Source organism: Tersicoccus sp. Bi-70, assembly GCF_001968825.1.
Taxonomy (GTDB): domain Bacteria; phylum Actinomycetota; class Actinomycetes; order Actinomycetales; family Micrococcaceae; genus Tersicoccus.
Genome location: NZ_MIEU01000016.1, coordinates 114,722 through 141,173 on the forward strand (window position 1 = coordinate 114,722; position 26,452 = coordinate 141,173).

Below are 26,452 nucleotides of genomic sequence, written 5' to 3' on the forward strand. Positions count from 1 at the left end.
GTCGAGGCCTGTATGACGCCCTGTTGCCGCCACTCCCCCGACCCGAGTTGCGGCGGACCCGGCCCATCGACTGGGGTGGTGCACGATCCCTCCCGGGACGACCGACCATCCCGAGCGGCCGAGAGACCTGGCTCCACGACGCCGCAGCAACCACTCCGATCATCCCGGAGCCGGTGCTAACGCCAGGTGCGATGGAGCTGATGCACCGATGAGCACGACCGCGACCACCACCGATCCTCGGACCGATCCCGACGCCGAGTACGCCCGTCAGCACGCCCGGTATGCGCCGGTGTTCGCCCGCATCGCCGACGACGCCCTGCAGCGGGACCAGGAGCGCACGCTTCCCCACGAGCCGGTGCGCTGGCTCGACGAAGCCGGGTTCGGCGCCCTGCGGGTCCCGGCCGAGCACGGGGGTGCCGGGGGGTCCGTGGAGACCGTGATCCGCCTGCTGGTCGATCTCGCCGCCGCGGACTCCAACGTCGCGCACCTCTACCGCTCCCACCTGGGCTTCACCGAGTCGCTGCGCTGGCAGCCGGCCCCCGTGCGCGAGCGCTGGTACGGCCGGATCGTCGCCGGCCAGACGGTCGGCAACGCCTCCACCGAGCGCGGCGGTAACGCCCTCGGCACCGTCAACACCACGCTCGGCCGGGACGCGGCCGGCGCCTGGCGGCTCAACGGCACGAAGTACTACACGACCGGCACCATCTTCTCGGACCACACCCGGGTCAGCGCCGCCCTCGACGGCGTCCCGGGCCGCCGCTTCGCCGTCGTGCCCGTGACGGCCGACGGCGTGCGGGTCGAGGACGACTGGGACGGCTTCGGGCAGAGGCTGACCGGCACCGGGACGGCCACGTTCACCGACGTGGTCGTCGACGAGCAGGACGTGCTGGACCGGGTCGTGGGCTCCGCCGAGGCGGTGCACGAGGCCGCGTTCTTCCAGCTCGTGCTGCTCGCGGTCCTGGCCGGGATCGCCCGCGCGGCCCGGGACGACGCCGCCACGATCGTGGCCGGCCGTACTCGCACCTTCAACACCGGCTCCGGTCTGCCCTTCCGGGAGGATCCGCTGATCCAGCAGGTGGTGGGCCGGATCGCCGCCGGGGCCTTCGCCGCGGAGGCCACCGTGATCGCCGCCGCGCGCAGCCTCGACCGGTCCCTGGTCGACGCCCCCGCCGCCACCGTCGTCGGCGGCGAACCGGAGCCGGCGACCCGCGCGCAGCTGCAGGCCGAGGTCGACGTCGAGCAGGCGCAGGTGACCGTGCCCGAGCTCGCCCTGACGGCCGCCCAGCAGCTGTTCGAGGCCTCCGGCGCGTCCGCGACGAGCACGCGCAAGGGGCTGGACCGGCACTGGCGCAACGCCCAGACGGTCGCCACCCACAACCCGGCGGTGTTCCGAGCCCGCGCCATCGGCGACTGGTTCGTCAACGGCACCCCGCCCGAGGGCCTGAACGCGATCGGCGACGCGCGGCCCTCGGCCTGAACACCGCGTCGCCTGCCGCCGCACGGCGTCGGTGTGCGGTCCGTGTGTCGCCCGGTCCTCACCCGCGGGGGGCCGAGCACGCCGACGTCGCGCATCGACCGCGGGCGGCGTTGAATGAGGTCATGACGGATCAAGCGCAGGACCAGGGGCGGACCACGGCAGCACCGGGCGGTACCGGGGTGGGGACGACACGGCTCGACGACGACGAGCTGGCCCCGTACCTGGTGCACCACCTGCTCGCGGCCGCCTCGGGGGTGCGGTTGTTCCGGACGGTGAGCGGGACGTGGCGGGGCACCGAGCACGGGCCGGCGCTGCGGCGGCTGACGGCGGACGTGGACGCCGACCGACGGGAGCTCGCGAGCCTGGTGCACCGCCTCGGTTACCGGGTGCCGCCGGTCCGGCGGGTGCTCGGCATCGGCTCGGCCGTCGTCGCCCGCCTCGACCCGATCAACCCGCTGCGGCGGCGCGGCACGCAGTCGGCCCAGATGGAGCTCGAGGCGCTGGAGTCCGCCGTGGACATGAAGGAATCCCTGTGGGACACCCTGCTGGCGCTGCCGGGCGGCACCGGCCTCGACCGGGCGGCGCTGCAGCGGCTGCAGGACCGCGCCGGTGATCAGCGGGAACGGCTGACGGCGATCCGCCGCGCGACCGCTGCGGCCCGCTTCCTGCGTTGAGGGCGCCGGGAAGCCGACGCTGCCGGGAAGAGGCCGCCTAGAACAGGACGGTGGCGAACCGGCCGACCGGGGCGAAGCCCACGTGGTCGTAGACGGCGCGGGCGCGGGTGTTGAAGTCGTTGACGTAGAGGCTGACGACGGGGGCCCGGCGCCGGGCCAGGGTGACGACATCGGCCATGAAACCGGCGGCCAGGCCCTGCCCGCGGTGCCGGGGGTTGACCCACACACCCTGCACCTGGCTGGCGTGCGCGCTGATCGTGCCCAGATCGGCCTTGAACACGATGTCGCCGTTCCGGTCTCGGTGGATCAGGCACTGGCCGGCCGCGATGAACCCGCGCACCCGCTCGCGGTAGGACTGCTCCCCCGCCTGCAGCGGGCTGTACCCGACCTCCTCGGTGAACATGTCCACGGAGGCCGGCAGCACGACGTCGAAGTCGTCCTGGCCGGCGAGGCGCACCAGGCCGGGACCGCGCACGGGCACGTCGGGCCCGACGGCGAGCAACGGCTGATCCGGCCGGACGTCGAACGGGTGCGGACTGCGCCCCTTGATGGCGTCCCACAGCGGCAGCACCGCCTCGGCGGGACCGAAGATCGAGGAGAATCGGCGGCGCAGCGCGACGAGCGCGTCCGCCAGGGGTTCCGCGACCGCGGCGGTGGCGCCGACGGGCACGACGTTCGCCCCCGCCCAGCACGCGGCGGTCAACCGGCCGCCGTCGACGTGCCCGAGGATCCGCCCGGTTCCGGCGACGATGCCGCGGGAACCGAGCTGGGAGTCGAGGAAGATGTTCGCCACGGGGTCCGCGGCGACGAGTTCGCGCAGGGCAGCCGTATCCGCGGCACCGAGCTCGCGGACACCGTCGACGCCGACCGGCACGGGGGCGCTCAGCTCAGCTGACGCTGACCACGGGGCTGCCCGCGACGGCGTCCTCGCCACCGGTCTCCCCCATCTCCTCGGCGATGCGCATCGCCTCGTCGATCAGGGTCTCGACGATCTGGTCCTCGGGCACGGTCTTGACGACCTCGCCCTTGACGAAGATCTGGCCCTTGCCGTTGCCCGACGCGACGCCGAGGTCGGCCTCACGGGCCTCCCCCGGGCCGTTGACGACGCAGCCCATGACGGCCACGCGCAGCGGCACGGTCAGGCCCTCGAGCCCCTCGGTCACCTTGTCCGCCAGCGTGTAGACGTCGACCTGCGCACGCCCACAGGACGGGCAGGAGACGATCTCGAGCTTGCGCGGCCGCAGGTTCAGCGACTGCAGGATCTGCGCGCCGACCTTGACCTCCTCGACCGGCGGGGCGGAGAGGGAGACGCGGATGGTGTCGCCGATGCCCTGCGAGAGCAGCGCCCCGAACGCGGTGGCGGACTTGATGGTGCCCTGGAACGCCGGGCCGGCCTCGGTCACGCCGAGGTGCAGCGGCCAGTCACCGCGCTGCGCGAGCAGCTCGTACGCCCGCACCATGATGACGGGGTCGTTGTGCTTGACGGAGATCTTGAAGTCGTGGAAGTCGTGCTCCTCGAACAGGGAGGCCTCCCACACGGCCGACTCGACGAGCGCCTCGGGCGTCGCCTTGCCGTACTTGTCCATGATCCGCTTGTCCAGGGAGCCGGCGTTGACGCCGATCCGGATCGACGTGCCGTGGTCCTTCGCCGCCTGGGCGATCTCCTTGACCTGGTCGTCGAACTTGCGGATGTTGCCCGGGTTGACGCGGACCGCGGCGCAGCCGGCCTCGATCGCCGCGTACACGTACTTGGGCTGGAAGTGGATGTCGGCGATCACGGGGATCTGCGACTTCTTCGCGATGATCGGCAGCGCGTCCGCGTCGTCCTGGCTCGGGCACGCAACGCGGACGATGTCGCAGCCCGACGCCGTGAGTTCGGCGATCTGCTGCAGGGTCGCGTTGATGTCGGTGGTCGGCGTCGTCGTCATGGACTGGACGCTGACCGGAGAATCCGACCCGACGCCGACGCTGCCCACCTTGATCTGGCGGGTCTTCCGGCGCGGTGCGAGCACCGGCGGCGGTGAAGCGGGCATTCCCAGGCTGACCGAGGTCAAAGTCTCTCCTCATGGATCGGTGGACCGACGTCCATTATCCCCCCGTGGACATTCGGCGCCGCCCCGGCGGGCGGATCGTTCGCCAGCAGCGTGGACGGGCAGCGTGGACGAACGGCGTCAGAACAGGTTCACGGGCTTGACGATGTCGGCGAAGATCAGCAGCGCGCCCATCACGAGCAGCAGGCCCGCCACCACGTACGTCACCGGCATCAGCTTCGCGATGTCGACGGGGCCCGGGTCACGCCGGCGGAACATCTTCGCGAACCCGCGGCGCACGGCCTCCCACAGGGCGCCGGCGACGTGGCCGCCGTCGAGCGGCAGCAGCGGGATGAGGTTGAACACGAACAGGGCGATGTTGACGCTGCCGACCAGCCCGATCAGCCCGGCGATCTTGGACTGGACGTCGATCCGGTCCGTCGCGGCGACCTCCCCGGCGATGCGGCCGACCCCGACGACGCTCATCGGCCCGTTCGGGTTCCGTGGCGCGCTGGTGAAGGCGGCCTGGCCGACCTCGACCATCCGCTGGGGCAGGTGCAGCACGACGCCGACGACGGCGCCGACGTTCTGCGCGACCATGGGCGGCACCTCGGTGATCGGCTGCGGCACCATCCGCTGCACGGGCCCGATGCCGACGAATCCGGCCCGTGTCGTCCGCACCTCGTTGTTCGCGTCGCGCACCGGCTGGCCTTTCGCGTCCAGGACCGAGACGTCGTTGATGACCGGGGTGATGGTCGCGTTCGTGCGCGTGCCGTTCCGCTCGACGACGATCGGCACCGTCTTCCCGGCGCTGTCCCGGATCAGGGTGGTCAGCTGGTTCCAGGACGTGACGTCGGCGCCGGCGAAGCCGACGATGGTGTCGCCGGGCTGCAGCTTCGCGGCGACCGCGGGCGACGGCTTGTCGGTGGCCAGGCACGAGGTCTGCCCGGTGCGCTGCTGCTGCTCCGCGGTGACCACGCACTGGCTGAGGCTGCCGACCGTCGTCGTCGGCTGCGCGGTGCCGAAGCCCATCACCAGGATGCCGATCATCACCGTCCCGATCAGCAGGTTCATGAACGGACCGCCGAGCATGATGACGATCCGCTTCCACACGGGCAGCCGGTAGAACATGCGGTTCTCGTCACCGGGCTGCAGCTCGGCCGCGGAGGCCCGGCGGGCGTCGTCGGCCATGCTCTGGAAGACGCCGGTGGTCGAGGCGCGCACCCGGCCGTCCTCGCGGGCCGGCGGGTACATGCCGATCATCGCGATGTAGCCGCCCGCGGGGATCAGCTTGAAGCCGTACTCGGTCTCGCCGCGGCGGAAGGAGAACACGGTGCGGCCGAAGCCGATCATGTACTGGGTGACCCGGACGCCGAAGAGCTTGGCGGGCACCAGGTGACCGACCTCGTGCAGCGCGATCGAGAGGATGACGCCGACGACCACGACGAGCACGCCGAGGATGAAGAGCACTACAGTCATGGCCGTCCTGCGGGGTCGTTCGGTCGGGAGGAGACGTTCGGCCGGGGCCGAGCAGCGGTGGTGATCAGAGCGAGCCGAGCAGCTGGTGGGTGCGGGCCCGGGCCCAGCGTTCGGCCTCAAGAACAGTATCCACGCTCAACTGCCCGTCCGCCCGGTGTTCGCTGAGCACCCGCTCGATGGTCTCCGTGATGGTGAGGAAGCCGATGCGACCGGCGTGGAACGCCTCGACGCACTCCTCGTTCGCGGCGTTGTAGACGGCGGGATACGTGGACCCGGCGGCCCCCGCCCTGCGAGCGAGCACGACGGCGGGGAACGCCTCGTCGTCGAGCGGCTCGAACCGCCAGTCCGCGGCCCTCGTCCAGTCGATCGGCTCCTCGGCGTCCGGCACGCGGTCCGGCCAGCCCAGCCCCAGGGCGATCGGCACCGCCATCGTCGGCTTCCCGATCTGCGCGACCACGGCGCCGTCGACGAACTCGACCATCGAGTGGATGTACTGCTGGGGGTGGACGACGACGTCGATCGCGTCCATCGGCACGTCGAAGAGCAGGTGCGCCTCGATCACCTCGAGGCCCTTGTTGACCAGGGTCGCCGAGTTGGTGGTGATGACGCGGCCCATGGCGAAGTTGGGGTGGGCGAGGGCCTCGGCCGGGGTCACGTCCCGCAGCTGCTCCCGGCTGCGGCCGCGGAACGGACCACCACTGGCCGTGACGACGAGGCGGCGCACCTCCCCCGCGGTCCCGGCCCGCAGGCTCTGGGCGATGGCGCTGTGCTCGCTGTCCACGGGCACCAGCTGGCCGGGCGCGGCCTTCGCCGTCACCAGCGTCCCACCGACGATGAGCGACTCCTTGTTCGCCAGGGCGAGGGTGGACCCGGCCTCGAGCGCCGCCAGGGTGGGCCGCAGGCCGATGGACCCGGTGATCCCGTTGAGGACGACGTCGGCGCCGACGCCGGCGATCCGGGTGGCGGCGTCGGGACCGTGCTCGATCTGGGGCCGGTGCTGGCCGGCCCGCCCGGCGGCGCGGGCGGCGTCGTCGATCGCGTCCTGCAGGGCCACGGGGTCGCCCGCGGCGATCCCCACCGCCTCGGCACGCACGGCGACGACCTGCTCGGCGAGCGCCGTCAGGTTCCCGCCGCCGGCCGCCAGTGCCGTCACGCGGAACCGGTCCGGGTTGGCGCGGACGACGTCGACGGCCTGCGTGCCGATGGAGCCGGTGGAGCCGAGCAGGCTCACGGTGCGGCGCTGCGGCCCGACGCCGGTCCCCGGGCCGTGGGATGGGGTGCGGCCGGGGGGCGTTCGGTCGTGGTCGCGGGAGTCGGGCATCCGTTCAGTATGCCGCGATGCCGGCCGCCGGACCGTCACGCGTGACCCAGCTCGCCCTCGACGGGAGGCCGCCTGGAGGACTGCCGCCGAGCGGAACCGCGACCCTTCTCCGCGACCCACCGACGCGCCCCTCGGCGGCCGGCCTCAGAGGTCCGTGAGCCCCTTCACCAGGATCGAGACGGCGCCGAGGTAGGCGATGGTGATGACGATGCGGCGGGCGGCGGCCGCGGGCACGTGCGGAGCGACCCGCTGACCCACGAGCAGGCCGCCCGCGGTGCAGGCGAGGATCGCCAGCCACTGCCAGGGTTCCAGGCCCGGCATCCGGCCGCCGGAGGCGATCCACTTGGCGCCGAGCGAGCACAGTCCGAGGGTGAGGAAGAAGGGCTGCAGGGTGGCCGCGAACGAGCGGTGCGGCCAGCGGCTGAGCATCGCGTACACGCTGACGGCGGGGCCGCCGATCCCGGCGGCGGCGTTCATCGCCCCGGACGCGACGCCGCTGACCACGAGCGTCACCGGGCCGGAGAGGACGACGTCGGTGTGAGTCAGCAGCACGGAGACGGTCAGCGCGACGATCAGCAGCGCGCCGATGGAGATCTCCAGGACGGGTCCGGGCAGGTGCGCGGCCAGCACGGCGCCGGGGACGATCCCGATCAGGGCGCAGCCGGCGAGCGCGGCGTACCGGCGCCACTCGATGTCGCGCCGCACGAGCGGGACGGCCATCGCGGCGGAGACGGCCGCACACAGATTGACGATCATCACCCCGTCGAAGGCGCCGAGGACGAGGACGAGCACCGGGGAGACGACGAGGGCGAACCCGAGCCCGGAGATGCGTTGCGCGAGGGCCCCGACGGCGGCGGCGACGAGGACGAGGGCGAACACCCGCGTCACTCTACCGACGCACCCCGGCCGCCCCTCTCCCCCGCGACCCCACGCGACGCCAGCTCGTCAACAGATGCTCCATCGTGGGTCCCGGAGGGCCCGGATGGGACATCTATTGACGAGCTGGCGAGGTGGGTTTTCGGTCCGTCAGGACTCGGACAGGCCCGCGAACGACGCCTTGACGTCGTGGTACCAGCTCATCGACTGGCGGGGGTGCCGCCAGCGGCCCTTCATCGCGTCCCGCGCCTCCTGGTGCGTGGCATCCCCGGCCTTGACGGCCTCCTTGAGGTGGCGGTCCTGCGCCTTGATGACGTCGTCGGCGGTGTCGCCGCGGTGCGTCAGGTCGCAGGGGCCTCCGAGCTGGCGGCAGGTCATCGTCTTCATGGTCGGCTCCGTTCGAGCGGGTGGGTCGTCGTACACCCTGATGACGATCGAGGATCCCGAAGTGTGACCAGCGGCCGCGACCGGCCGTCGTGACGGGAGCTGTCACCCCGCGTCGTCACTCACCGACCGGGTGGGATCCGCCCGTCAGGCGAAGTCCGCGCCCCGCCGGCGCCGTACCCGGGCGAGCACGGCGGCGTCGGCGCGGAAGGTGATCTCGCGGACCTGACCGTCGAGCACCGTGAAGTCGAAGAACACCGCGGCCCGGCCCCGGTGGTACCAGGCCGACCCCGGGCCGTCGCCGACGAAGACGGGCAGCGCGGCCTGGGCGCTGCCGTTGAAGAAGGCGGCGACGGCGTCGCGACCCTCGATCCGCTCGGGGGTGCCGGCGAGCACGGCGGCCTCGTCCGCGGTGATCCGGGCGTCGGGTGCGAGCAGGGCGACGAGGCGGCCGAGCTCGCCCTCGCGGGCCGCCGCCATGAAGGCGTCCACCACCTCCCACGCGGCCGGACGGTGATCCTCGCGAGCCGACGACGACGGCTGCGCCACCTTGGCCCGGGCGCGCGAGGCCAGCTTCCGGGCGGCCACCGGCGAGGTGTCGAGGATGCCGGCGATGGCGGGGAAGTCGACGGCGAACGAGTCGTGCAGGACGAAGGCGACCCGTTCGGCCGGGCTGAGCCGGTCCAGCACCACGCCGAGCGCGCCGCCGACGGCGTCGGTCAGAACGGCGGCGTCGGCCGGGTCCGGCACGACGGCGGTCTCCTCGAGCGAGTCGGACGGCGCGGTCGTGTCGACCGGGACCGCCACCCGCGCCTTCAACCGGTCCAGGCACAGCCGGGTGGTGACCGTCGTCAGCCAAGCGGGCAGGTTCTCGACCGGCCCGTCGGCGGTGTGCATGCGCAACCAGGCCTGCTGGACCACGTCCTCCGCCTCGACCGGGTCGCCGAGGACCCGCGCCGCGACCCGCAGCAGGCGGGGGCGTTCGTGCTCGAACTCGCTCGTCGCGTCCACGCGTGCCCCTCCCTGTCCGGTCTCTGCTGTGCGGTCTCTCCGAACCGGACTAGCGGCCGGTGTCCGCGCGAGCGACGACGGCGCGGGCGTGCCGCAGGATCGGCTCGTCGATCATGGCGCCACGCCACGAGAACACCCCGGGCCGGTGCTCGGCCTCGGCGAGCAGCTCGCGGGCGTCGGCCACCTGCTGCTCGGACGGCGCGAAGGCCGCGCGAACGGCCGCCACCTGGGCAGGGTGGATGCACGCCTTGGCAGCGAATCCGGTGGCGGCGGCGTCCTCGCATTCGTCGGTGAGCCCGGCCGTGTCCTCGATCGCGGTGTAGACGGCGTCGATCGCGGCCTTGCCGTGGGCGCCCGCGGCGAGCAGCACGGTGGAGCGGACGTGCGTGGCGACGGCCCGGTACCGCCCGCCCGCGGTGCGGCTGCCGGTGCCCCCGAGGGAGGCCACGAGGTCCTCGGCACCCCACATCAGGGCGACGACGTTCGGCTCGGCGGCGATGTCCGCGACGGCGAGCGCTCCGGCGGCGGTCTCGATCAGGGCGATCACGTCGTGCCCCGCCAGGGCGCGCACCTGCGCGGTGGACTCCGTCTTGGCGAGCATGACCGTGCGGTAGGGCAGCTCGGCGAGCGCGGCGACGTCGGCGTCGAAGTCCTCGGTGCCGGCGGCGTTCACCCGCACGACGGTGCGCGCCGGATCGAGGGGGTGCTCGGCCAAGTTGGCGCGGGCGGTGTCCTTGTCGACCGGCGCGACGGCGTCCTCCAGGTCGAGGATCACCGCGTCCGCCCGGTCGGCGGCCTTGGCGAAGCGGTCCGTCCGGTCGGCGGGGCAGAACAGCAGGGCGGGCCCGAGGGCGAAGGTCGAGGAGGTCGTCACGACGTCGATGCTACGGGCCGGACGTGGGCGTCCGGTCGCCGGCGGGCTCGGCGGCCGCCGCGCGTTCGGACGCCTGGTCGTCGGACGCCGCACCGGACGCCGCGCCGGACGCCTGCTCGTCGGCGATCACCACGACGTTGCCGATCGCGTGCCCGTCCTCGACGGCGGCGACGGCTTGTTCGGCCTGCGCGAGCGGCCACGTGCCGCTGACGACGGGGCTGAACACCCCCGCGGCGATGGCCTCGGCGATCGCGGTGAAGACGGCCGTCGTGCGCCGGCGCGTGACGCCGGAGCCGCCGAGTCCGGTGGCCAGCTGCGGTGCGGCACCGCTGCGGATCGCGCCCCGGTCGCGGACCAGGGCGGCCGCCTCGCGCAGCACGTCCCCACCGACCAGGTCGATCACGCCGTCGACGCGTCCGTCGGTGGTCAGCTCGCGTACGCGGTCGGTCCATCCGTCGCCGGAGACGACGTGCACCGCGCCCAGGTCCTCGACGAGCTGCCGTTTGCCCGCGGACGCGACGCCGATCACGGTCAGCCCGCGGGCGACCCCGATGGCGGAGGCCGCGGAGCCCACGCCGCCGCCGGCGCCGAGCACCAGCAGGATGGAGCCGGCGGCGAGGTCGAGCTCGTCCAGGGCGTCCCACGCGGTGCCGACGGAGACGGGGATGCACGTGGCCTGCTCGGGCGACACTCCGTCCGGCCGGCGAGCGACGCTCTCGGCGGTGAGGAGCACGAGGTCGGCGAGGGTGCCGGTGCCGGCGGCCGCGGCGCCGAACACGGCGTCGCCGGGCGCCCAGCCCTCGACGCCGTCACCGACCGTGACGACGTCCCCCGCCGCCTCCCGGCCGATCGCCATGGGGAACCGGACGTCGAAGGCACCCTGGCGACCGCCGCTGCGCACCTTGACGTCGCCGGGGTTGACGCCGGAGGCGGCCATGCGGACGAGGAGCTGTCCGGGTCCGGGCACGGGTACCGGGACGTCGACGTGCGCCGTCACCTCGGGGCCGCCGTGAGCGGAGAACGCGAAGGCGTGCATCAGGCCTTCGCCGACCCGGCGTTCTCGTGCCGCTGGTGGGCCTCCTCGCACCAGATCAGCACCGAGCGGGTCGCGACGGCCACCACGGCACCGGTCTGGTTGCGCGCGGTGTGCTTGAGCGTGACGATCCCCTGCCCGGGCCGGCTCTGCGAGAGCCGTTTGCCGACGACGACGGTCGACGCGTACAGGGTGTCGCCGTGGAAGACCGGGGCGGGGAACTCGACCGCTTCGAAGCCGAGGTTGGCGACGATGGTGCCCTCCGTCAGCTGCGCCACCGACAGGCCGACCAGCAGCGAGAGGGTGAACATCGAGTTGACCAGGCGCCGGCCGAACGGCTGGCTGGCGGCGAAGTGCTCGTCCAGGTGCAGCGACTGGCTGTTGCCCGAGAGCGTCGTGAAGAGGACGTCGTCGGCCTCGGTGATGGTGCGGCCGGGTCGGTGCTCATAGACCACCCCGGCCCGGTACTCCTCGAAGTACAGGCCGCGCTGCCGCACCGCCTCGGTGATGGGGATGGCCCCGGTCGGCAGGCGCCCGTCGTCGCGGGGGTCGGTGATGATCCGGTCCGTCGTCATGCTCACTCCAGTCCCAGCGAGCGGGCGATGAGCATCTGCTGCACCTCCGTGGTCCCCTCGCCGATCTCCAGGATCTTGGAATCACGATAGTGCCGTGCGACGACGAACTCGTTGATGAAACCGTATCCGCCGAAGATCTGGGTCGCGTCGCGGGCGTTGTCCATGGCGGCCTCGCCCGCGACGATCTTGGCGATCGAGGCCTGCGTCTTGAACGGCTTGCCCGCCGTCATCCGGGCGGCCGCGTCCCGCCACGCGAGCCGGGCGGTGTGCACCCGCACCTGCATGCGGGCGATCTTGAAGGCGATCGCCTGGTGGTGGCCGATCGCCGAGCCGAAGGCCTGCCGCTCCTTCGCGTACCGGACGGAGGCGTCCAGGCAGCCCTGCGCGGCACCGGTGCCGAGCGCGGCGATGGCGATGCGGCCCTCGTCCAGCGTGTGCACGAAGTTGGCGTAGCCGCGGCCGCGCTCCCCGAGCAGGTTGGCCTCCGGCACCCGCACGTCGGTCAGGGTCAGCGGGTGGGTGTCGGAGGAGTTCCAGCCGACCTTGTCGTACGCCTTCTCGGCACGGAAGCCCTCGGTCGGCACCGGGACCAGCAGGGTGGAGATCTCCTTGCGTTCTCTGCCCTTCCGGTCCACTCCCGTCCCCGTGACCGCCGTGACCGTGACCAGCCGGGTGATGTCCGTGCCGGAGTTGGTGATGAACTCCTTGCTGCCGTTGATCACCCACTGCCCGTCCTCGAGCCGGGCCGTGGTGCGCGTACCGGACGCGTCGGAGCCGGCCTCCGGCTCGGTCAGCCCGAAGCCGGCAAGTGCACGGCCGGCGGCCAGGTCCGGCACCCACGCGGCCTTCTGCTCCTCGGTGCCGTAGTGCAGCAGCGGGGAGATGCCGAGCGACACACCCGCCTCGAGGGTGATGGCGATGGACTGGTCGACGCGGGCGAGCTCCTCGATGGCCACGCACAGGGCCGTGTGGTCTCCGCCCATGCCGCCGTACTCCTCCGGCACGGGCAGACCGAACAGGCCGAGCTCGCCCATCTGGGCGACCACCTCGTACGGGAAGGTGTGCGCGGCGTCGTGGGTGACGGCGGCGGGCGCGACGACGGTCTGCGCGAAGTCCCGGACCATCGCGGCCAGGGCCGCCAGCTCCTCGCTCAGCCCGACGGTGCTCAGGTCCGTGTCGGCCTTGCCGGTGCTGTTCAGGACGTCAGTCATCAGAGTTCTCCTCGTGCGGGGTGGTCTCGGAGTGGGTGTCGCCGGACGTGCCGGCCGGTGTGGCGGCGGGTGTGATGGCCGCTGCGACGTCGGCGAGGACCGTGCCGGCGGCGACACGGTCACCCACCGCGACGTGCACGGCGACGACGCCGTCGACGGGCGCGGTGAGGGTGTGCTCCATCTTCATGGCCTCGACGATCACGAGCGGGGCACCGACGTCGACGGTGGCCCCGGCCTCGGCGAGGACGGCCACGACGGTGCCGGGCATCGGGCTGCGCACCTCCGGGTCGGCGCCGGTGGCCGCGCGTACCGCCCGGGCCCGCGCGGCGGCCAGGGCGGCGCCCCGGTCGATGCGGTGCAGGGTGACGGTGTGCGGGGTGGACGTGTGCGGAGTGGACGACGCGTCGCCGTCCGTGCCCCCGTGGGCGTACACGGCATCCCCGGCGTCGAGCACGCGCCACGGGCCGGTGGGCGTGATGGGATCCCCGTCGACCAACACGACGGACCCGGCCCCGGGAGAGGCCTGCGTGACGGCGACGACGCGGTCGTTGCCGTCACCGTCACGCAGGCGCAGGCGGTCGACCCGACCACCGAGCCGGAACCCGGCGGCGCGGGACCAGGCCCCTGCCGCCGTCGTCTCCGGCGTTCCCCCCAGCGTGCGGGACCGGGACGGCCCGGCACCGGAGAACACGTCGCCGTCGGAAGACTCGTGGCCGTCCCCCGTCCCATGGTTCAGTGCGGCGCCGTCCGCCGAGCGCGCGTGCGCGGCCTGATCATCGGACCGGTCCGCGAGCAGGGCGACGGCGATACCGGCGACGTCGGCGTCGCCCGGACGCCAGCCGGTCAGCTGCTCCAGGCTCCGGTCGATCAGACCGGTGTCCAGGTCGCCGGCCCGCACCGCCGGATGGGCGATCAGCGCCTGGAGGGCGTCGACGTTGGTGCCCACCCCGAACACCACCGTGCCGGCGAGCGCGGCGGCGAGCCGGTCGAGGGCCTGCCCGCGGTCGGCCCCGTGGGCGATGATCTTGGCGAGCATCGGGTCGTAGTCGGTGCCGACGACGGTGCCGGGCAGCAGGGAACTGTCGACCCGGACGCCCGGCCCGGTGGGCTCGTTCAGGGCGAGCACGGTGCCCGCGGTGGGCAGGAACCCCGCGGCGGGGTCCTCCGCGTAGAGCCGGGCCTCGACGGCATGGCCGGTGAGGGTGACGTCGTCCTGCCCGATCCGCAGCGGATGCCCGGCGGCGATGCGCACCTGCTCCTCGACCAGGTCCAGCCCGGTGATCATCTCGGTGATCGGGTGCTCGACCTGCAGCCGGGTGTTCATCTCGAGGAAGTGGAACCGGTCGGGTTCGTCGGCGGAGACGATGAACTCGACCGTGCCCGCCCCGCGGTAGTCCACGCTCGCGGCGGCCCGGCAAGCGGCGGCGCCGAGCTCGGCCCGGGTCGCGGCCGAGATGAGCGGCGACGGCGCCTCCTCGATCACCTTCTGGTGGCGCCGCTGCAGGGAGCACTCGCGCTCCCCCAGGTGCAGCACCGTGCCGTGCTCGTCGGCGAGGACCTGCACCTCGATGTGCCGCGGGGAGGTGATGAGCCGTTCGAGCAGCAGGGTGTCGTCCCCGAAGGCCGCGGCGGCGGTCCGGCGGGCCGTGGCCAGCGCCGCGGGAAGCGCGGTGGCCTCCGTGACGGCGACCATGCCCTTGCCGCCGCCACCGGCCGAGGGCTTGACCAGCAGCGGGTAGCCGATGCGGTCCGCCGCGGCGAGCAGACGTCCGTCGCGGTCGCCGTCGCCGTCGTCGGTGTGCGCCTCCGCGGCGAGATCCGTGTCGTCGACGCCGGGCACGACGGGAACGCCGTGCGCGGCGACGTGCGCCTTCGCCCGGATCTTGTCGGCCATCGTCTCCAGGGCCCGCTTGCCGGGGCCGATCAGCACGATGCCGGCGCGCTCGCACGCGTCGGCGAGCTCGGGGTTCTCGGAGAGGAACCCGTAGCCGGGGTGGATCGCCTCGGCGCCGGTGTCCTTCGCCGCACGGATGACGGCGTCGACGTCGAGGTAGCTCAGCCGGGCGGCCGCGGGCCCGATCAGGACGGCCCGGTCGGCCTCGCGCACGTGCCGGGCGTCGGCGTCGGCCTCGCTGTAGACGGCGACGGCCTCGATGCCGAGCCGGTGCAGGGTGGCGATGACGCGGCAGGCGATCTCGCCGCGGTTGGCGACGAGCACGGTCGAGAAGAGCCGCTCGGTGGAGGACTCGGCCGCCGCGAGCTCGGCAGTGGCAGTGGCAGGGAATCGGGTGGTCAATGGGCTCACATCCGGAACAGGCCGAAGCGGTGGTCGTCGGGCAGCGGGGTCCGGCTGACGACGTCGAGCGCGAGACCGAGCACGGTGCGGGTGTCGGCCGGGTCGATCACGCCGTCGTCCCACAGTCGGGCAGTCGAGTACCAGGGGCTGCCCTGCTGCTCGTACTGCTCGATCACCGGCTCGGTCAGGGCCCGCTCGTCCTCGGCGGTGAACTCCTGGCCCGCGGCGGCGGCGGCGTCGCGGCGCACCGTGGCCAGCACGGACGCGGCCTGCGCAGAGCCCATCACCGAGATCCGGGCGTTCGGCCACATCCACAGGAATCGCGGCCCGTAGGCCCGGCCGCACATCGAGTAGTTGCCGGCCCCGAAGGAGCCGCCGATGATCACGGTCAGCTTCGGCACGCGGCAGGTGGCGACGGCGGTGACCATCTTGGCGCCGTGCTTGGCGATGCCGCCGGCCTCCGCGTCCGCGCCGACCATGAAGCCGGTGATGTTCTGCAGGAAGATCAGCGGAATGCCGCGCTGGTCGCACAGCTCGATGAAGTGGGCGCCCTTCATCGCCGACTCGCTGAACAACACGCCGTTGTTGGCGACGATGCCCACCGGGTGGCCGTGCAGGTGCGCGAACCCGGTGACGAGGGTGGAGCCGTAGTCGCGCTTGAACTCGCTGAACGCGCTGCCGTCGACCAGCCGGGCGATCACCTCGCGCACGTCGTACGGCATGGTCGTGTCCGCGGCGACGACGGCGGTCAGGGTCCCGGGGTCGACGGCGGGTTCGACCGGTTCCCGCACGGTCCACGCCGGGGAGGGCGGGTCCGGCAGGGTGGCGACGATGTCGCGCAGGATCTGCAGGGCGTGGGTGTCGTCGTCGGCGAGGTGGTCCGCCACCCCGGACGTGCTCGTGTGCAGGCGACCGCCGCCGAGCTGCTCCGCGGTGATGTCCTCGCCGATCGCGGCCTTCACCAGTGGCGGCCCGCCGAGGAAGATGGTGCCCTGCTCGGCGACGATGACGGTCTCGTCGCTCATCGCCGGCACGTAGGCACCGCCCGCGGTGCAGGAGCCGAGGACGGCCGAGAGCTGCGGGATCCGCGCGGCGGAGAGGTTGGCCTGGTTGTAGAAGATCCGGCCGAAGTGCTCCCGGTCGGGGAACACCTCGTCCTGCAGCGGCAGGAACGCGCCACCGGAATCGACGAGGTACAGGCAGGGCAGCCGGTTCTCCAGCGCCACCTGCTGGGCGCGCAGATGCTTGGTCACCGTCATCGGGTAGTAGGTGCCGCCCTTGACGGTCGCGTCGTTGCACACGACCATCACCGGCCGCCCGGCGACCAGCCCGATGCCGGTGATCAGGCCGGCGCCGGGGCACGCGTCGTCGTACATCCCGGTCGCGGCCAGCGGCGAGAGCTCGAGGAAGGGGCTGCCCTCGTCGAGCAGCTGCTCGACCCGTTCCCGGGGCAGCAGCTTGCCGCGGTCCCGGTGCCGCTTCCGGGCGGCCGCGGAGCCCCCGAGTGCCGCGGCCCCGAGCCGACGGCGCAGTTCCGCCGCGAGCTCGGCGTGCGCGGCGGTGCGCCGGGCGAGGACCGGGTCGGCCGGGTGAGCGGCGTCGAGGGTGCTGGTCAGGGTGTCCATGGGCGCCCGGTCAGATCAGCGTCAGCGTGACGCCGGGAGCGCGCAGGACGGCGCCGACGTCGGCGAGGAACCGGGAACCGGCCTCCCCGTCGACGAGCCGGTGGTCGAAGGACAGGCTCAGGGTCATGACGTCGCGCAGGGCGATCTGTCCCTGGTACTCCCACGGCGTGCGGCGGACCTGCCCGGTGGCGAGGATGCCCGCCTCTCCCGGGTTGAGGATCGGCGTACCCGCGTCCACGCCGAACACGCCGACGTTGGAGAGGGTGAACGTGCCCCCGCTCAGGGCCGCGGGCGTCGTCCGGCCGTCGCGCGCGGCGCTCGTGAGGTCGCGCAGCGCACCGGTGAGGGTCCGCAGGTCCAGGCCGTCGGCGTCCTTGATGTTCGGCACGACGAGCCCGCGCGGCGTCGCAGCGGCGATGCCGAGGTTGACGTAGCCGAACCGCACGATCTCCCCCGCGGCCTCGTCCCAGCGGGAGTTGAGCTCGGGGTGCCGCCGCAGGGCGACCAGGACGGCCTTGCTGACCAGCGCCGTCATCGTCGGCCGGTCCTCGGCCCACGCCCGGTCGGCGCGCAGCGACGCCAGCAGGGCCACGCTCTCCGTCACGTCGACCGTGAGGAACTCGGTGACGTGCGGCGCGGTGAAGGCACTCGTGACCATCGCGGCCGCGGTGTGCTTGCGCACGCCGCGGATGGGTTCGCGGGTCTCACGCGCCCCGGCCTCGCGAATGCCGATTCCACCGACGGGCGACAATGCGCCCGACACGGAGACCGGCGCGGCTGCCGATGGCGCGGCCGGTGCCGCCGGAGGAGCGGACGGGGTGGCGACGGGCGTTGCCGTCCCCGCGCGGGAGGCGGTCGTGACGTCGTCCCGGGTGACCAGGCCGCCGCGGCCGGTACCGGTCAGCGACTCGAGGTCGACGCCGAGGTCCCGCGCGAGCTTGCGGACGATGGGGGTGCTGTGGCGCCGTTCGCGGTGGCCGTCGTGGCCGGCAAGTGCAGTACCGTCCTGCCCCGGTCGCGGCAGGTCGGGGGCGCCCGGCAGCGGGGGGATCTCGGGCCCTCCCGGCAGCGGCGGGACCTCCGGGCCGTTCGGTGCGAGCGGCTCGTCGGGCCGGCCGGGCAGTGGCGGGACCTCCGGCCCGCCCGGGCGCAGCGGTTCGTCCGGCGTCTCCGGGCTCGTCGGCGCGTCCGGCGTGTGGCCGGGCAGCGGAACGCCGGGTTCCTCCGGCCGCCGGCCGGGATCGGGCTGCCCGGTGTCGGGCTGATCGGTGTCGGGCTGGTCGGGATCGCGCGGCACCCGCGGCACGTCCGGCACGCCGGGCTGGCCGGGCTCGTCATCGGGTGCCCCGGTCGACCCGTTCGCCACCCCGGCGAGCGCGACGTTCCCGCGGCGGCGCCGGGCGGGCCGACCGGTCCCGGCGGGCGCAGCCCCGTAGCCGACCAGGGTCGGCTCGCGACGCGCCGATCCGGTCCCCGCACCGTCCGAGCCCGCGCCGTCGGCGGTGGGCACGTCGATGGCGAGGATCGGGGTGCCGACGTCGACGGTCGCGCCCTCGGCCTGCAGCAGGCGCTCGACGACGCCGTCCCACGGGCTGGGCAGCTGGACGACGGCCTTCGCGGTCTCGACCTCAGCGATCACCTGGTTCAGGCTCACGCTCTGCCCCTCGGCGACCTTCCAGCTGACGATCTCGGACTCGGTCAGGCCCTCGCCGAGGTCCGGCAGCGCGAATTCACGGATCACGAGGCAGCTCCGATCAGGGAGGAGGTCGACGAGCCGGCGAGCGCGTCGAAACGGGACCCGGTCTGGGAGTTGTCGCGGCCGACGAGCCGGTCGACGGCGTCGAGGATGCGGTCCAGGTCGGGCAGGTGGTGGTCCTCGAGCCGGGCCGGCGGGTACGGGATGTCGAACCCGGTGACCCGTTCGGGCGGCGCCTGCAGCGAGTAGAAGCAGCGGGTGGTGAGGATCGCGACGATCTCCGCGCCGAGGCCGCCGAACTCGCCGGCCTCATGGGTGACGAGCAGCCGGCCCGTCTTCCGCACCGACGCCTCCAGGGTCGCCAGGTCGAGGGGGTAGAGCGAGCGCAGGTCGACGACCTCGAGGTCGATGCCCTCGTCCTCGGCCGCCGTGGCCGCGTCCAGCGCGGTGGCGACGAGCGGACCGTAGGCGATCACGGTGGCATCGGTCCCGGGTCGCACGACCGCGGCCCGGGTCAGGTCGAGCTGCCGCGTGTCGTCGACCTCGCCCTTGCCCCAATAGCGGCGCTTGGGCTCGAGGAAGACGACCGGGTCGTCCGAGGCGATCGCGGCACGCAGGGTGCTGTACGCCTCCTGCGGGGTGGACGCGCTGACCACCCGGAGTCCCGCCGTGTGGGCGAAGTAGGCCTCGGGGGACTCCGAGTGGTGTTCCGGGGAGCCGATGCCGCCGCCGAACGGGATGCGGATGGTCACCGGCAGGCTGACGGCACCGCGGGTGCGGTAGTGCAGCTTGGCCAGGTTGGAGACGATCTGGTCGAACGCGGGATAGACGAACCCGTCGAACTGGATCTCGACCACGGGACGAAAGCCACGCATCGCGAGCCCGATCGCGGTGCCGACGATGCCGGACTCCGCGAGCGGGGTGTCCATCACGCGGTGCTTGCCGAAACGAGCCTGCAGCCCGTCGGTGATCCGGAAGACACCGCCGAGCGCGCCGATGTCCTCCCCCATCAGGACGGTCTTCGCGTCCCGGTCCAGCTCGGCGGCGAGGGCAGCGTTCAGTGCCCCCGCCATGGTCATGGTGCTCATGCCCGTGCCCCCGTCGATGCGCCGTGCGTCGCCCCGCCGTGCCCGGCACCGGCGTCGTCACCCGAGCCGGCGTCGTCCAGCGAGTCCAGGTAGAGCAGGTAGCGGTCGCGCTGGTCCTCGAGCCAGGCGTCCGGGCTGGACAGGACGTGCTCGAAGAGGCTCTCCGGCGTTGGGTCCGCCATCGACGTGATGCCGGAGCGCAGCCCGGATGCCGCCTCGTCCGCGGCGCGGGTCGCGGCGGCGTCGAGCGCGTCGACGTCGTACCCCTCGGCCGCGAGCAGGGCCCGGACCCGGGCGAGCGGATCCCGCTGTTCCCACTCGGCGCGCAGGCCCCGGTCCTCGTAGCGCGTGGGGTCGTCGGCCGTGGTGTGCGGGCCCATCCGGTAGGTGACCGCTTCGATGTAGGAGGGTCCCTGCCCCGCCCGGGCCCGGGCGAGCGCCCGACGGGTCACCGCGGTCACGGCCAGGACGTCGTTGCCGTCCACCCGCACCGACGGGATGCCGAAACCGGGGGCGCGGTCGGCGATGTGACCCTGCGCCTGAAGCCCCACCGGCTCGGAGATCGCCCACTGGTTGTTCTGGCAGAAGAAGACGACGGGCGCCCCGAAGCTGGCCGCGAAGACCATCGCCTCGTTGACGTCGCCCTGGCTGGTCGCTCCGTCCCCGAAGTAGACGATGGCGGCGTCGTCGGACCCCTCGGCCTTGATGCCCATCGCGTACCCGGTGGCGTGCAGCGTCTGGGCGCCGATGATGATCTGCGGGGTGGCCATCCGGGTGACCGTCGGGTCCCAGCCACAGGAGGCGGCGCCGCGCCACAGGCTGAGGATGTCCACCGGGTCGACACCGCGGCAGTAGGCGACCCCGTGCTCGCGGTAGCTGGGGAAGATCATGTCCGTGCGGTTCAGCGCACGCCCGGAGCCGATCTGGGCGGCCTCCTGGCCGGTCAACGGCGGCCACAGGCCGAGTTCGCCCTGCCGCTGCAGGGCGGTCGCCTCGGTGTCGATGCGTCGGATGACGCTCATGTCGATGTAGAACGCGGCCAGCGCGTCGGCGTCGACGTCCTCGACGAGCGCGTCGAAGACGGGGTTGACCCGGCGTTCACCGGTGGGGCTGATCAGCTGGACGAGGTCGTCGACGAGCTGGCCGCCCTGGTTGAGGGCATCGAGGATCAGGCTGTTCACGGACACGGCTGACACGCTGCTTTCGCATCAAGGGTCGGGGTCGACGCGGTGGCGTCATCACCCGGGCGGGCTCCGTCGGCCGCCTGTCTGTGAACTTACTCACACCAGCCACACAGCGCAACGGAGGCGCTCGACGTTGAGCATGTCGCCCAACAGCGGCGCACGTGGCTTGGCATTCTTGTGCACAGTGACTAGGTTCGCCAGCATGATGCTTGCCGATTCAACCGACCTGCGGATCCTGCGGGACATGGTCGTCCACCCGCGCCGCACGGCGGTCGCGATCTCCACCCGGCTGAGGTTGTCCCGGAACACGGTGCAGTCCCGGCTGGGGCGGCTGGAGGAGGGCGGCGCATTCCTGCCCTTCGCTCACCAGGTGGCCCCGGCCGCGCTGGGCTACCCGCTCACGGCGTTCATGGCGGTACAGGTGCAGCAGCCGGAGCTGGATGCGATCGCGGAGGCGTTCGGCCGGATCCCTGAGATCGTGGAGGCCCACGGCACGACCGGCGGGGCAGATCTGCTGGTCCGCGTCGTCGGCGTCGACGCCGAGGACCTGTTCCGCATTCACGGGGCGATGCTCGCCTGCCCGGGGGTGATGCGGATCGACACGTCGATCTCGATGCACGAGATCATCGCCCACCGCGTGCTCCCGCTGATCGAGCAGGGACTGGAACGCGGCGGGGACCGGACCCCCGGGTGAGGGCACGGTCCCCGCCGCGTCACGAGCGGAACGGGCGGAACGGGCGCGTCAGTGCTCGGCGGCCTTCTCGGCACCCACCCCGGTCAGGGAGCGCACCTCCATCTCGGCCTGCTTGCGCCGGTTCTCCCCCGCCTTGTCGGTGACGGAGCCGATCCAGCCGAGCAGGAACGCCAGCGGGATCGAGACCAGGCCCGGGTTGGAGAGGGGGAAGATCGCGAAGTTGGCGCCCGGGATCATCGCGGTGGCCGAGCCGGAGACCACCGGCGAGAACGCGATCAGCACGATCGCCGCGCCGAGCCCCCCGTACATGCTCCAGACGGCGCCACGCGTCGTGAACCGCGACCAGAACAGGGAGTACAGGATCGTCGGCAGGTTGGCCGACGCCGCCACCGCGAACGCGAGCGCCACGAGGAACGCGACGTTCTGCCCCTGGGCCCCGATGCCGCCGATGATCGAGACGATGCCGATCACCACGACCGTCCGCCGCGCGACCTTGACCTCACCACCGGCGTCGACCTGGCCCCGGCGCACCACGTTGGCGTAGATGTCGTGGGCGAAGGACGCGGCCGCCGTGATGGTCAGGCCGGCCACCACGGCGAGGATCGTCGCGAAGGCGACCGCCGAGATGAAACCGAGGAGCAGCGACCCGCCGAGCTCGAACGCCAGCAGCGGCGCCGCGGAGTTCACGCCGCCCGGGGCCGCCTTGATCCGGTCCGCGCCGATCAGCGCGCCGGCACCGTACCCGAGCACCAGGGTGAACAGGTAGAAGATGCCGATCAGCCAGATCGCCCAGACCACCGACCGGCGGGCCTCCTTGGCCGTCGGCACGGTGTAGAAGCGCATCAGCACGTGCGGCAGGGCCGCGGTGCCGAGCACGAGTGCCAGGGCGAGGGAGACGAAGTCCAGCCGGGACGTCGGCGTCTTGCCGTACTGCAGCCCCGGGTTCAGCAGCGCCTCGTTGCCGCCCGCGGTCGCCACGGCGTGGCCGAGCAGCTCGGACAGGTTGAAGCCGTGGATGGCGAGCACCCAGACGGTCATGACGGCCGCACCGGCCACCAGCAGGCACGCCTTGATGATCTGCACCCAGGTGGTGCCCTTCATCCCGCCGATCAGCACGTAGAGGATCATCAGGGCGCCGACGACGACGATGACCACGGACTGGCCGAGCCGGTCGGGGATGCCGAGCAGCAGCGACACCAGGCCACCGGCGCCGGCCATCTGCGCGAGCAGGTAGAAGAAGCACACCGCGAGCGTCGTGATCGCGGCGGCGATCCGCACCGGCCGCTGCCGCAGCCGGAAGGAGAGCACGTCCGCCATCGTGAACTTGCCGGTGTTGCGCAGCAGCTCGGCGACCAGCAGCAGGGCCACGAGCCACGCGACGAGGAACCCGATCGAGTACAGGAAGCCGTCGTAGCCGTTGACGGCGATGGCTCCGACGATGCCGAGGAACGACGCCGCCGAGAGGTAGTCCCCGGCGATGGCCGTGCCGTTCTGCGGCCCCGAGAAGGAGCGGCCGGCGGCGTAGTAGTCCGCGGCCGTGCGGTTGTTGCGGCTGGCGCGCAGGACGATCACCAGCGTGACGGCCACGAACAGGCCGAAGATCAGGATGTTGACCCACGGGGTGCCGACCTGGTCGGTCGCCGCCATCGGGACGACACCGGGGACGACGCTGGGCAGGATGTGCGGTGCGCTCACGTCGGGTCTCCTTCACGCGTGACGGTCGGGCTGGTCGAGCCGGCGCGGGTGCCGGTGGCGTCCCCGCGGGCGAGGACGTCGACGTCGCCGTCGAAGGTCCCGCCGGCCGTGGCCGGGCTGCGGTGGTACGGCGAGTCCTCACCCTCCAGCTCGTCGCGCAGCGCGGCCGCCTGCGGGTCGAGCCGGCGGTTCGCGTAGGCCACGTACCCCATGGTGATGGCGAACGTGGTCACGAACTGGGCGAGGCCGAGCACGAGGCCCACGGTGATGTTGCCGGCCAGCCGGGTCGCCATGAACTCGTGCGCGTAGTCGGCCAGGAGCACGTAGGCGAAGTACCAGACCAGGAAGACGGCCGCCATCGGGAACACGAAGCTGCGGTGCGTGCGCCGCAGCGTCACGAAACGCTCGTCCCGCTGCACGCCCTCGAAGTCGATGTCGGGTGTCCCGGCCGGGTCACCGCCCGCGCGGGCGCCGTGGACGGGACGGTCCGCGGCGGTGGGGACAGCGCCCCCGTCGTCGTCCGCGGCGGTGGCGGCGGCGTGCTGGCCGGGACGGTGGTGCTGGTCCGGCCCCGGATCGGGGTCGTCGTGGGATCGATGTTTGCCCATGGGTCCTCCTTGACGGATGAGCAGGAGCGCTCGGTGGCGAACCGACACCCGGAAGCGGGTATCGGCGGGCCGACCGGCGTACAGCATCATCCCGGCCGGGCCGGTGGACAGCGTCTCCAGACAGCGAGGCGGATCACCGGGATCACCGGGCGAGCGCCGGTGGACGTGATCCACATCACTGCGCACAGGCTAACCGGGCTCACCGACGTTCGGGGTTGCCGACACGTTGCGGCGTGTCCCGCGGAGGGGCGCGGCGACGGCGGGAGCCCGGCAGGCGAGGTTCAGCGTGCGGACCGGGGACGGTGCAGCGCCGTCAGCCGCGGGAGCGCAGGATGTCGATCACCCGGTCGAGGAAGAGGTCGACCTGGCCGGAGTCGTAGGCGTCGGATCCGCGCTGCGGGGAGAAGCGGGCGGCGCGGACGTCCTCGAGCCGCAGCCGCGTGGAGCCGTCGAGATGCTCGGCGACGCGCTCGCACAGGGCGTCGACGTCGCGCTGGCGGTAGCCCGGACGGCGGCCGGTGGGCGCCCGGAACCGCTGGCCGGGGCCACGCGTGAGGCGGGCGCGGACGACGGCGAGGGCCTGGTCCAGATCGGCGCGGCCGGTCGCGACGGCGTCGTCGCGCTCCCGCCGCGCGAAGGCGTCCTCGAGCCGATCGAGTTCCGCGTCCACCTCCTGCGGGTCGTACCCGCCGCGCACGAGGTCGAACACGGCGTCGCGCACGTGACCGCTGCCGAGCGGCGCGTCGGCGGTGTCGGTGCGCCAGGCCTCCCGCACGCGGTCGAGGAAGGCATCCACCTGGGCGGGGCGGTAACCGCGGCGGCGATGGGGCACGAGAGTGAACGGCGCGCGATCCGCGTCCTCGGCCGGGGCGGACTCCGGCAACGCCGGTGATCCCGCCGTGGTCGTGACCGGGCCCGACTCCCCCGTGGCGCTCATCGGCCGTGTCCTTTCCGAACCCGGACGACTCGCCCGGGGGTGGCCGCAGGGCGTGACCCGGGCCGGCAGAGGCGCCGACGGATCACAACTGCGGCATCAGCAGTTCGAACATCAAGAATGCCACCGGCGAAGCGAGAACGATGGAATCGAGCCGATCCATGACACCGCCGTGTCCCGGCAGGATGGTGCCCATGTCCTTGATCCCCACTTCGCGTTTGACCATGGATTCTGCCAGATCGCCGAGGGTAGCGGCACCGACGGTCGCGACGGCCATGATGGAGCCGACCCACCAGGGTTGACCGAGCAGCAGCGTCGCGCAGAGCAGGCCGATCACGGCCGCCCCGACGATGGACCCGCCGAAGCCCTCCCAGGTCTTCTTGGGGCTGACCCGGGGTGCCATCGCGTGCCGGCCGAACAGCACGCCGACGAGGTAGCCGAAGGTGTCGTTCGCGACCACGAGCAGCAGCATCGTGATCAGTTTCAGGGCGCCGTCGTGGGTGCGCAGCAGCAGCAGCGCGAAGCTGACCATCAGGGGGATCCAGGTGAGGGCGAGGACGCCGGCCCGGGCAGCCGCCGGCGCACCGGGGCGCGGGTCGATCGCCCGCCAGAGCACCGCGAGCAGGCACGCGGCCACGTACACGAGGGTGAGGACCTCGGGTCCGCCGAGGTAGGCGGCGAAGGGCAGCGCGGCCGCTCCGATCGCCAGGGGGACGCGGGGCACGAGCACCTGGCGGAACGCCATCGCGCGCGCGAACTCGAACACGCCGACGACGACGAACGCGGCCACGAAGGCGGTGAACAGCAGGGGTGAGAAGAGCAGCCCCACGATCAGGGCCGCGAGCAGGGCCAGCCCGACGCCGATCGCGGCGGGCAGGTTGCGGCCGGCCCGCGACGGGGTCTTCCGCGCGGTGCGGTTGGCCCGGCCGTGCACCGGCGGCAGCAGGCTGAAGCGGCGGGGCCCCCGGCCGGAGGCAGCCGACGCCGGAGGGGCCGGCATCGCGGTGGCCGGAGCGGGCGACCCGAGCGGCGCCGGGCCGGCCGGAGGGTGCCCCGGCCCGTCCGGCGTCGGGAGGTCGCTCATTCAGACGTCCAGCAGCTCGGTCTCTTTGCGCTTGAGCAGCTCGTCGATGGAGTCGGTGTGCCGCTTGGTGACGGAGTCGAGTTCCTTCTCCGCGCGCGTGCCCTCGTCCTCGCCGACCTCGCCGTCCTTGACCAGCTTGTCCAGGTCGTCCTTGGCGCGGCGGCGGATGTTGCGGACGGACACCTTCGCCTCCTCCGCCTTGTTCCGGACCAGCTTGATGTAGTCCCGGCGGCGCTCCTCGGTCAGCTCGGGCATGACGATCCGGATGACGTTGCCGTCGTTGGCCGGGTTCGCCCCCAGGTCCGAGGACCGCAGCGCCTTCTCGATGTCGTTGAGGGAGCTCTTGTCGTAGGGCGTGATCAGCAGAGTGCGCGCCTCGGGGTTCTGGAAGGAGGCGAGCTGCTGCAGCGGCGTCGGCGCCCCGTAGTAGTCGACGGTCAGCTTCGCGAACAGCGAGGGGTTGGCCCGGCCGGTGCGGACGGCGGCGAAGTCCTCCTTGGCCACGTCGACGGCCTTGTCCATCTTGTCCTCGGCTTCGAGCAGAGTGTCGTCGATCACGCGCGTCTCCTTGGCGTCGTAGGTCTCATGGTCTCGTTCGTCATC

General features: G+C 72.9%; 23 protein-coding genes, 1 pseudogene and 1 riboswitch. Of the genes and pseudogenes, 3 read left to right on the forward strand and 21 right to left on the reverse strand.

Annotated elements, in window-relative coordinates; genetic code table 11:
- Positions 1-102 precede the first annotated feature (102 nt).
- A riboswitch (SAM riboswitch) is annotated at positions 103-215 on the forward strand.
- Positions 209-1,477, forward strand: coding sequence for an acyl-CoA dehydrogenase family protein (locus BGP79_RS13150; protein ID WP_076696256.1), 1,269 nt, complete (start codon positions 209-211; stop codon positions 1,475-1,477). Its footprint overlaps the riboswitch before it by 7 nt.
- Positions 1,478-1,599: 122 nt before the next feature.
- A complete protein-coding gene (locus BGP79_RS13155; protein ID WP_076696258.1) occupies positions 1,600-2,151 on the forward strand; it encodes a hypothetical protein in 552 nt (183 codons plus the stop codon).
- 37 nt (positions 2,152-2,188) lie between these two features.
- Here BGP79_RS13155 and BGP79_RS13160 read toward each other — a convergent pair whose 3' ends face one another.
- The 16 genes from BGP79_RS13160 to pdhA form a co-directional block, all read right to left on the reverse strand.
- A complete protein-coding gene (locus BGP79_RS13160) occupies positions 2,189-3,025 on the reverse strand; it encodes a DUF4081 domain-containing GNAT family N-acetyltransferase (RefSeq protein ID WP_233121525.1) in 837 nt (278 codons plus the stop codon).
- A gap of 13 nt (positions 3,026-3,038) precedes the next feature.
- Positions 3,039-4,205, reverse strand: a complete 1,167-nt coding sequence (ispG, locus tag BGP79_RS13165) for a flavodoxin-dependent (E)-4-hydroxy-3-methylbut-2-enyl-diphosphate synthase (protein WP_076696262.1) — start codon at positions 4,203-4,205, stop codon at positions 3,039-3,041.
- 117 nt (positions 4,206-4,322) lie between these two features.
- Positions 4,323-5,660 carry an RIP metalloprotease gene (locus BGP79_RS13170; RefSeq protein ID WP_076696263.1) on the reverse strand — a complete coding sequence of 446 codons (1,338 nt, stop codon included), beginning with the start codon at positions 5,658-5,660 and terminating at the stop codon, positions 4,323-4,325.
- 64 nt (positions 5,661-5,724) lie between these two features.
- A complete protein-coding gene (dxr, locus tag BGP79_RS13175; RefSeq protein WP_083701926.1) occupies positions 5,725-6,981 on the reverse strand; it encodes a 1-deoxy-D-xylulose-5-phosphate reductoisomerase in 1,257 nt (418 codons plus the stop codon).
- A 144-nt stretch (positions 6,982-7,125) separates the two neighbouring features.
- Positions 7,126-7,860 (reverse strand): sulfite exporter TauE/SafE family protein, encoded by a 735-nt coding sequence (locus BGP79_RS13180; RefSeq protein ID WP_076696265.1) that lies wholly within the window; start codon positions 7,858-7,860, stop codon positions 7,126-7,128.
- A gap of 147 nt (positions 7,861-8,007) precedes the next feature.
- On the reverse strand, positions 8,008-8,244 hold the full coding sequence (locus tag BGP79_RS13185; RefSeq protein WP_076696267.1) for a DUF1059 domain-containing protein: 237 nt from the start codon (positions 8,242-8,244) through the stop codon (positions 8,008-8,010).
- A 144-nt stretch (positions 8,245-8,388) separates the two neighbouring features.
- Positions 8,389-9,252, reverse strand: coding sequence for a sigma-70 family RNA polymerase sigma factor (locus BGP79_RS13190; protein WP_076696269.1), 864 nt, complete (start codon positions 9,250-9,252; stop codon positions 8,389-8,391).
- 49 nt (positions 9,253-9,301) lie between these two features.
- Positions 9,302-10,126, reverse strand: a complete 825-nt coding sequence (locus tag BGP79_RS13195; protein WP_076696988.1) for a CoA ester lyase — start codon at positions 10,124-10,126, stop codon at positions 9,302-9,304.
- A 10-nt stretch (positions 10,127-10,136) separates the two neighbouring features.
- Complete coding sequence (locus BGP79_RS13200) at positions 10,137-11,162, reverse strand: zinc-binding dehydrogenase (RefSeq protein ID WP_076696271.1); 1,026 nt, start codon at positions 11,160-11,162, stop codon at positions 10,137-10,139.
- Positions 11,162-11,734, reverse strand: coding sequence for a MaoC family dehydratase (locus tag BGP79_RS13205; protein WP_083701927.1), 573 nt, complete (start codon positions 11,732-11,734; stop codon positions 11,162-11,164). The genes BGP79_RS13200 and BGP79_RS13205 overlap by 1 nt, the downstream gene beginning before the upstream one ends.
- 2 nt (positions 11,735-11,736) lie before the next feature.
- A complete protein-coding gene (locus BGP79_RS13210) occupies positions 11,737-12,945 on the reverse strand; it encodes an acyl-CoA dehydrogenase family protein (protein WP_369800203.1) in 1,209 nt (402 codons plus the stop codon).
- Entirely contained in the window at positions 12,938-15,163 is a 2,226-nt protein-coding gene (locus BGP79_RS13215; RefSeq protein WP_233121606.1) for a biotin carboxylase N-terminal domain-containing protein, read from the reverse strand. The genes BGP79_RS13210 and BGP79_RS13215 overlap by 8 nt, the downstream gene beginning before the upstream one ends.
- Before the next feature lie 83 nt (positions 15,164-15,246).
- Positions 15,247-16,866 carry a carboxyl transferase domain-containing protein gene (locus BGP79_RS13220; RefSeq protein WP_076696275.1) on the reverse strand — a complete coding sequence of 540 codons (1,620 nt, stop codon included), beginning with the start codon at positions 16,864-16,866 and terminating at the stop codon, positions 15,247-15,249.
- A 10-nt stretch (positions 16,867-16,876) separates the two neighbouring features.
- Positions 16,877-18,607, reverse strand: coding sequence for a dihydrolipoamide acetyltransferase family protein (locus BGP79_RS16220; protein ID WP_076696277.1), 1,731 nt, complete (start codon positions 18,605-18,607; stop codon positions 16,877-16,879).
- Positions 18,604-19,650: an alpha-ketoacid dehydrogenase subunit beta gene (locus BGP79_RS13230; RefSeq protein ID WP_076696279.1), complete on the reverse strand. Its 1,047-nt coding sequence runs from the start codon at positions 19,648-19,650 to the stop codon at positions 18,604-18,606. Before BGP79_RS13230 ends, BGP79_RS16220 begins: the two co-directional genes overlap by 4 nt.
- Positions 19,647-20,837 carry a pyruvate dehydrogenase (acetyl-transferring) E1 component subunit alpha gene (gene pdhA / locus BGP79_RS13235; protein ID WP_076696281.1) on the reverse strand — a complete coding sequence of 397 codons (1,191 nt, stop codon included), beginning with the start codon at positions 20,835-20,837 and terminating at the stop codon, positions 19,647-19,649. The genes BGP79_RS13230 and pdhA overlap by 4 nt, the downstream gene beginning before the upstream one ends.
- Before the next feature lie 199 nt (positions 20,838-21,036).
- On the opposite strand from pdhA, the gene BGP79_RS13240 reads away from it, so the two are divergent.
- Entirely contained in the window at positions 21,037-21,528 is a 492-nt protein-coding gene (locus BGP79_RS13240; RefSeq protein WP_076696283.1) for an Lrp/AsnC family transcriptional regulator, read from the forward strand.
- Positions 21,529-21,576: 48 nt separating this feature from the next.
- Here BGP79_RS13240 and BGP79_RS13245 read toward each other — a convergent pair whose 3' ends face one another.
- From BGP79_RS13245 to frr, 5 genes and pseudogenes are all read right to left on the reverse strand, one after another.
- Positions 21,577-23,175 carry a cation acetate symporter gene (locus tag BGP79_RS13245; protein WP_076696998.1) on the reverse strand — a complete coding sequence of 533 codons (1,599 nt, stop codon included), beginning with the start codon at positions 23,173-23,175 and terminating at the stop codon, positions 21,577-21,579.
- Positions 23,176-23,357: 182 nt separating this feature from the next.
- Positions 23,358-23,657, reverse strand: a pseudogene (locus tag BGP79_RS16990) (DUF485 domain-containing protein); the annotation flags it as partial.
- A gap of 487 nt (positions 23,658-24,144) precedes the next feature.
- A complete protein-coding gene (locus BGP79_RS13255) occupies positions 24,145-24,768 on the reverse strand; it encodes a DivIVA domain-containing protein (protein WP_083701929.1) in 624 nt (207 codons plus the stop codon).
- 82 nt (positions 24,769-24,850) lie between these two features.
- A complete protein-coding gene (locus BGP79_RS13260; protein WP_233121528.1) occupies positions 24,851-25,849 on the reverse strand; it encodes a phosphatidate cytidylyltransferase in 999 nt (332 codons plus the stop codon).
- Positions 25,850-26,407 (reverse strand): ribosome recycling factor, encoded by a 558-nt coding sequence (gene frr, locus BGP79_RS13265; protein WP_076696287.1) that lies wholly within the window; start codon positions 26,405-26,407, stop codon positions 25,850-25,852.
- Positions 26,408-26,452: the final 45 nt, after the last annotated feature.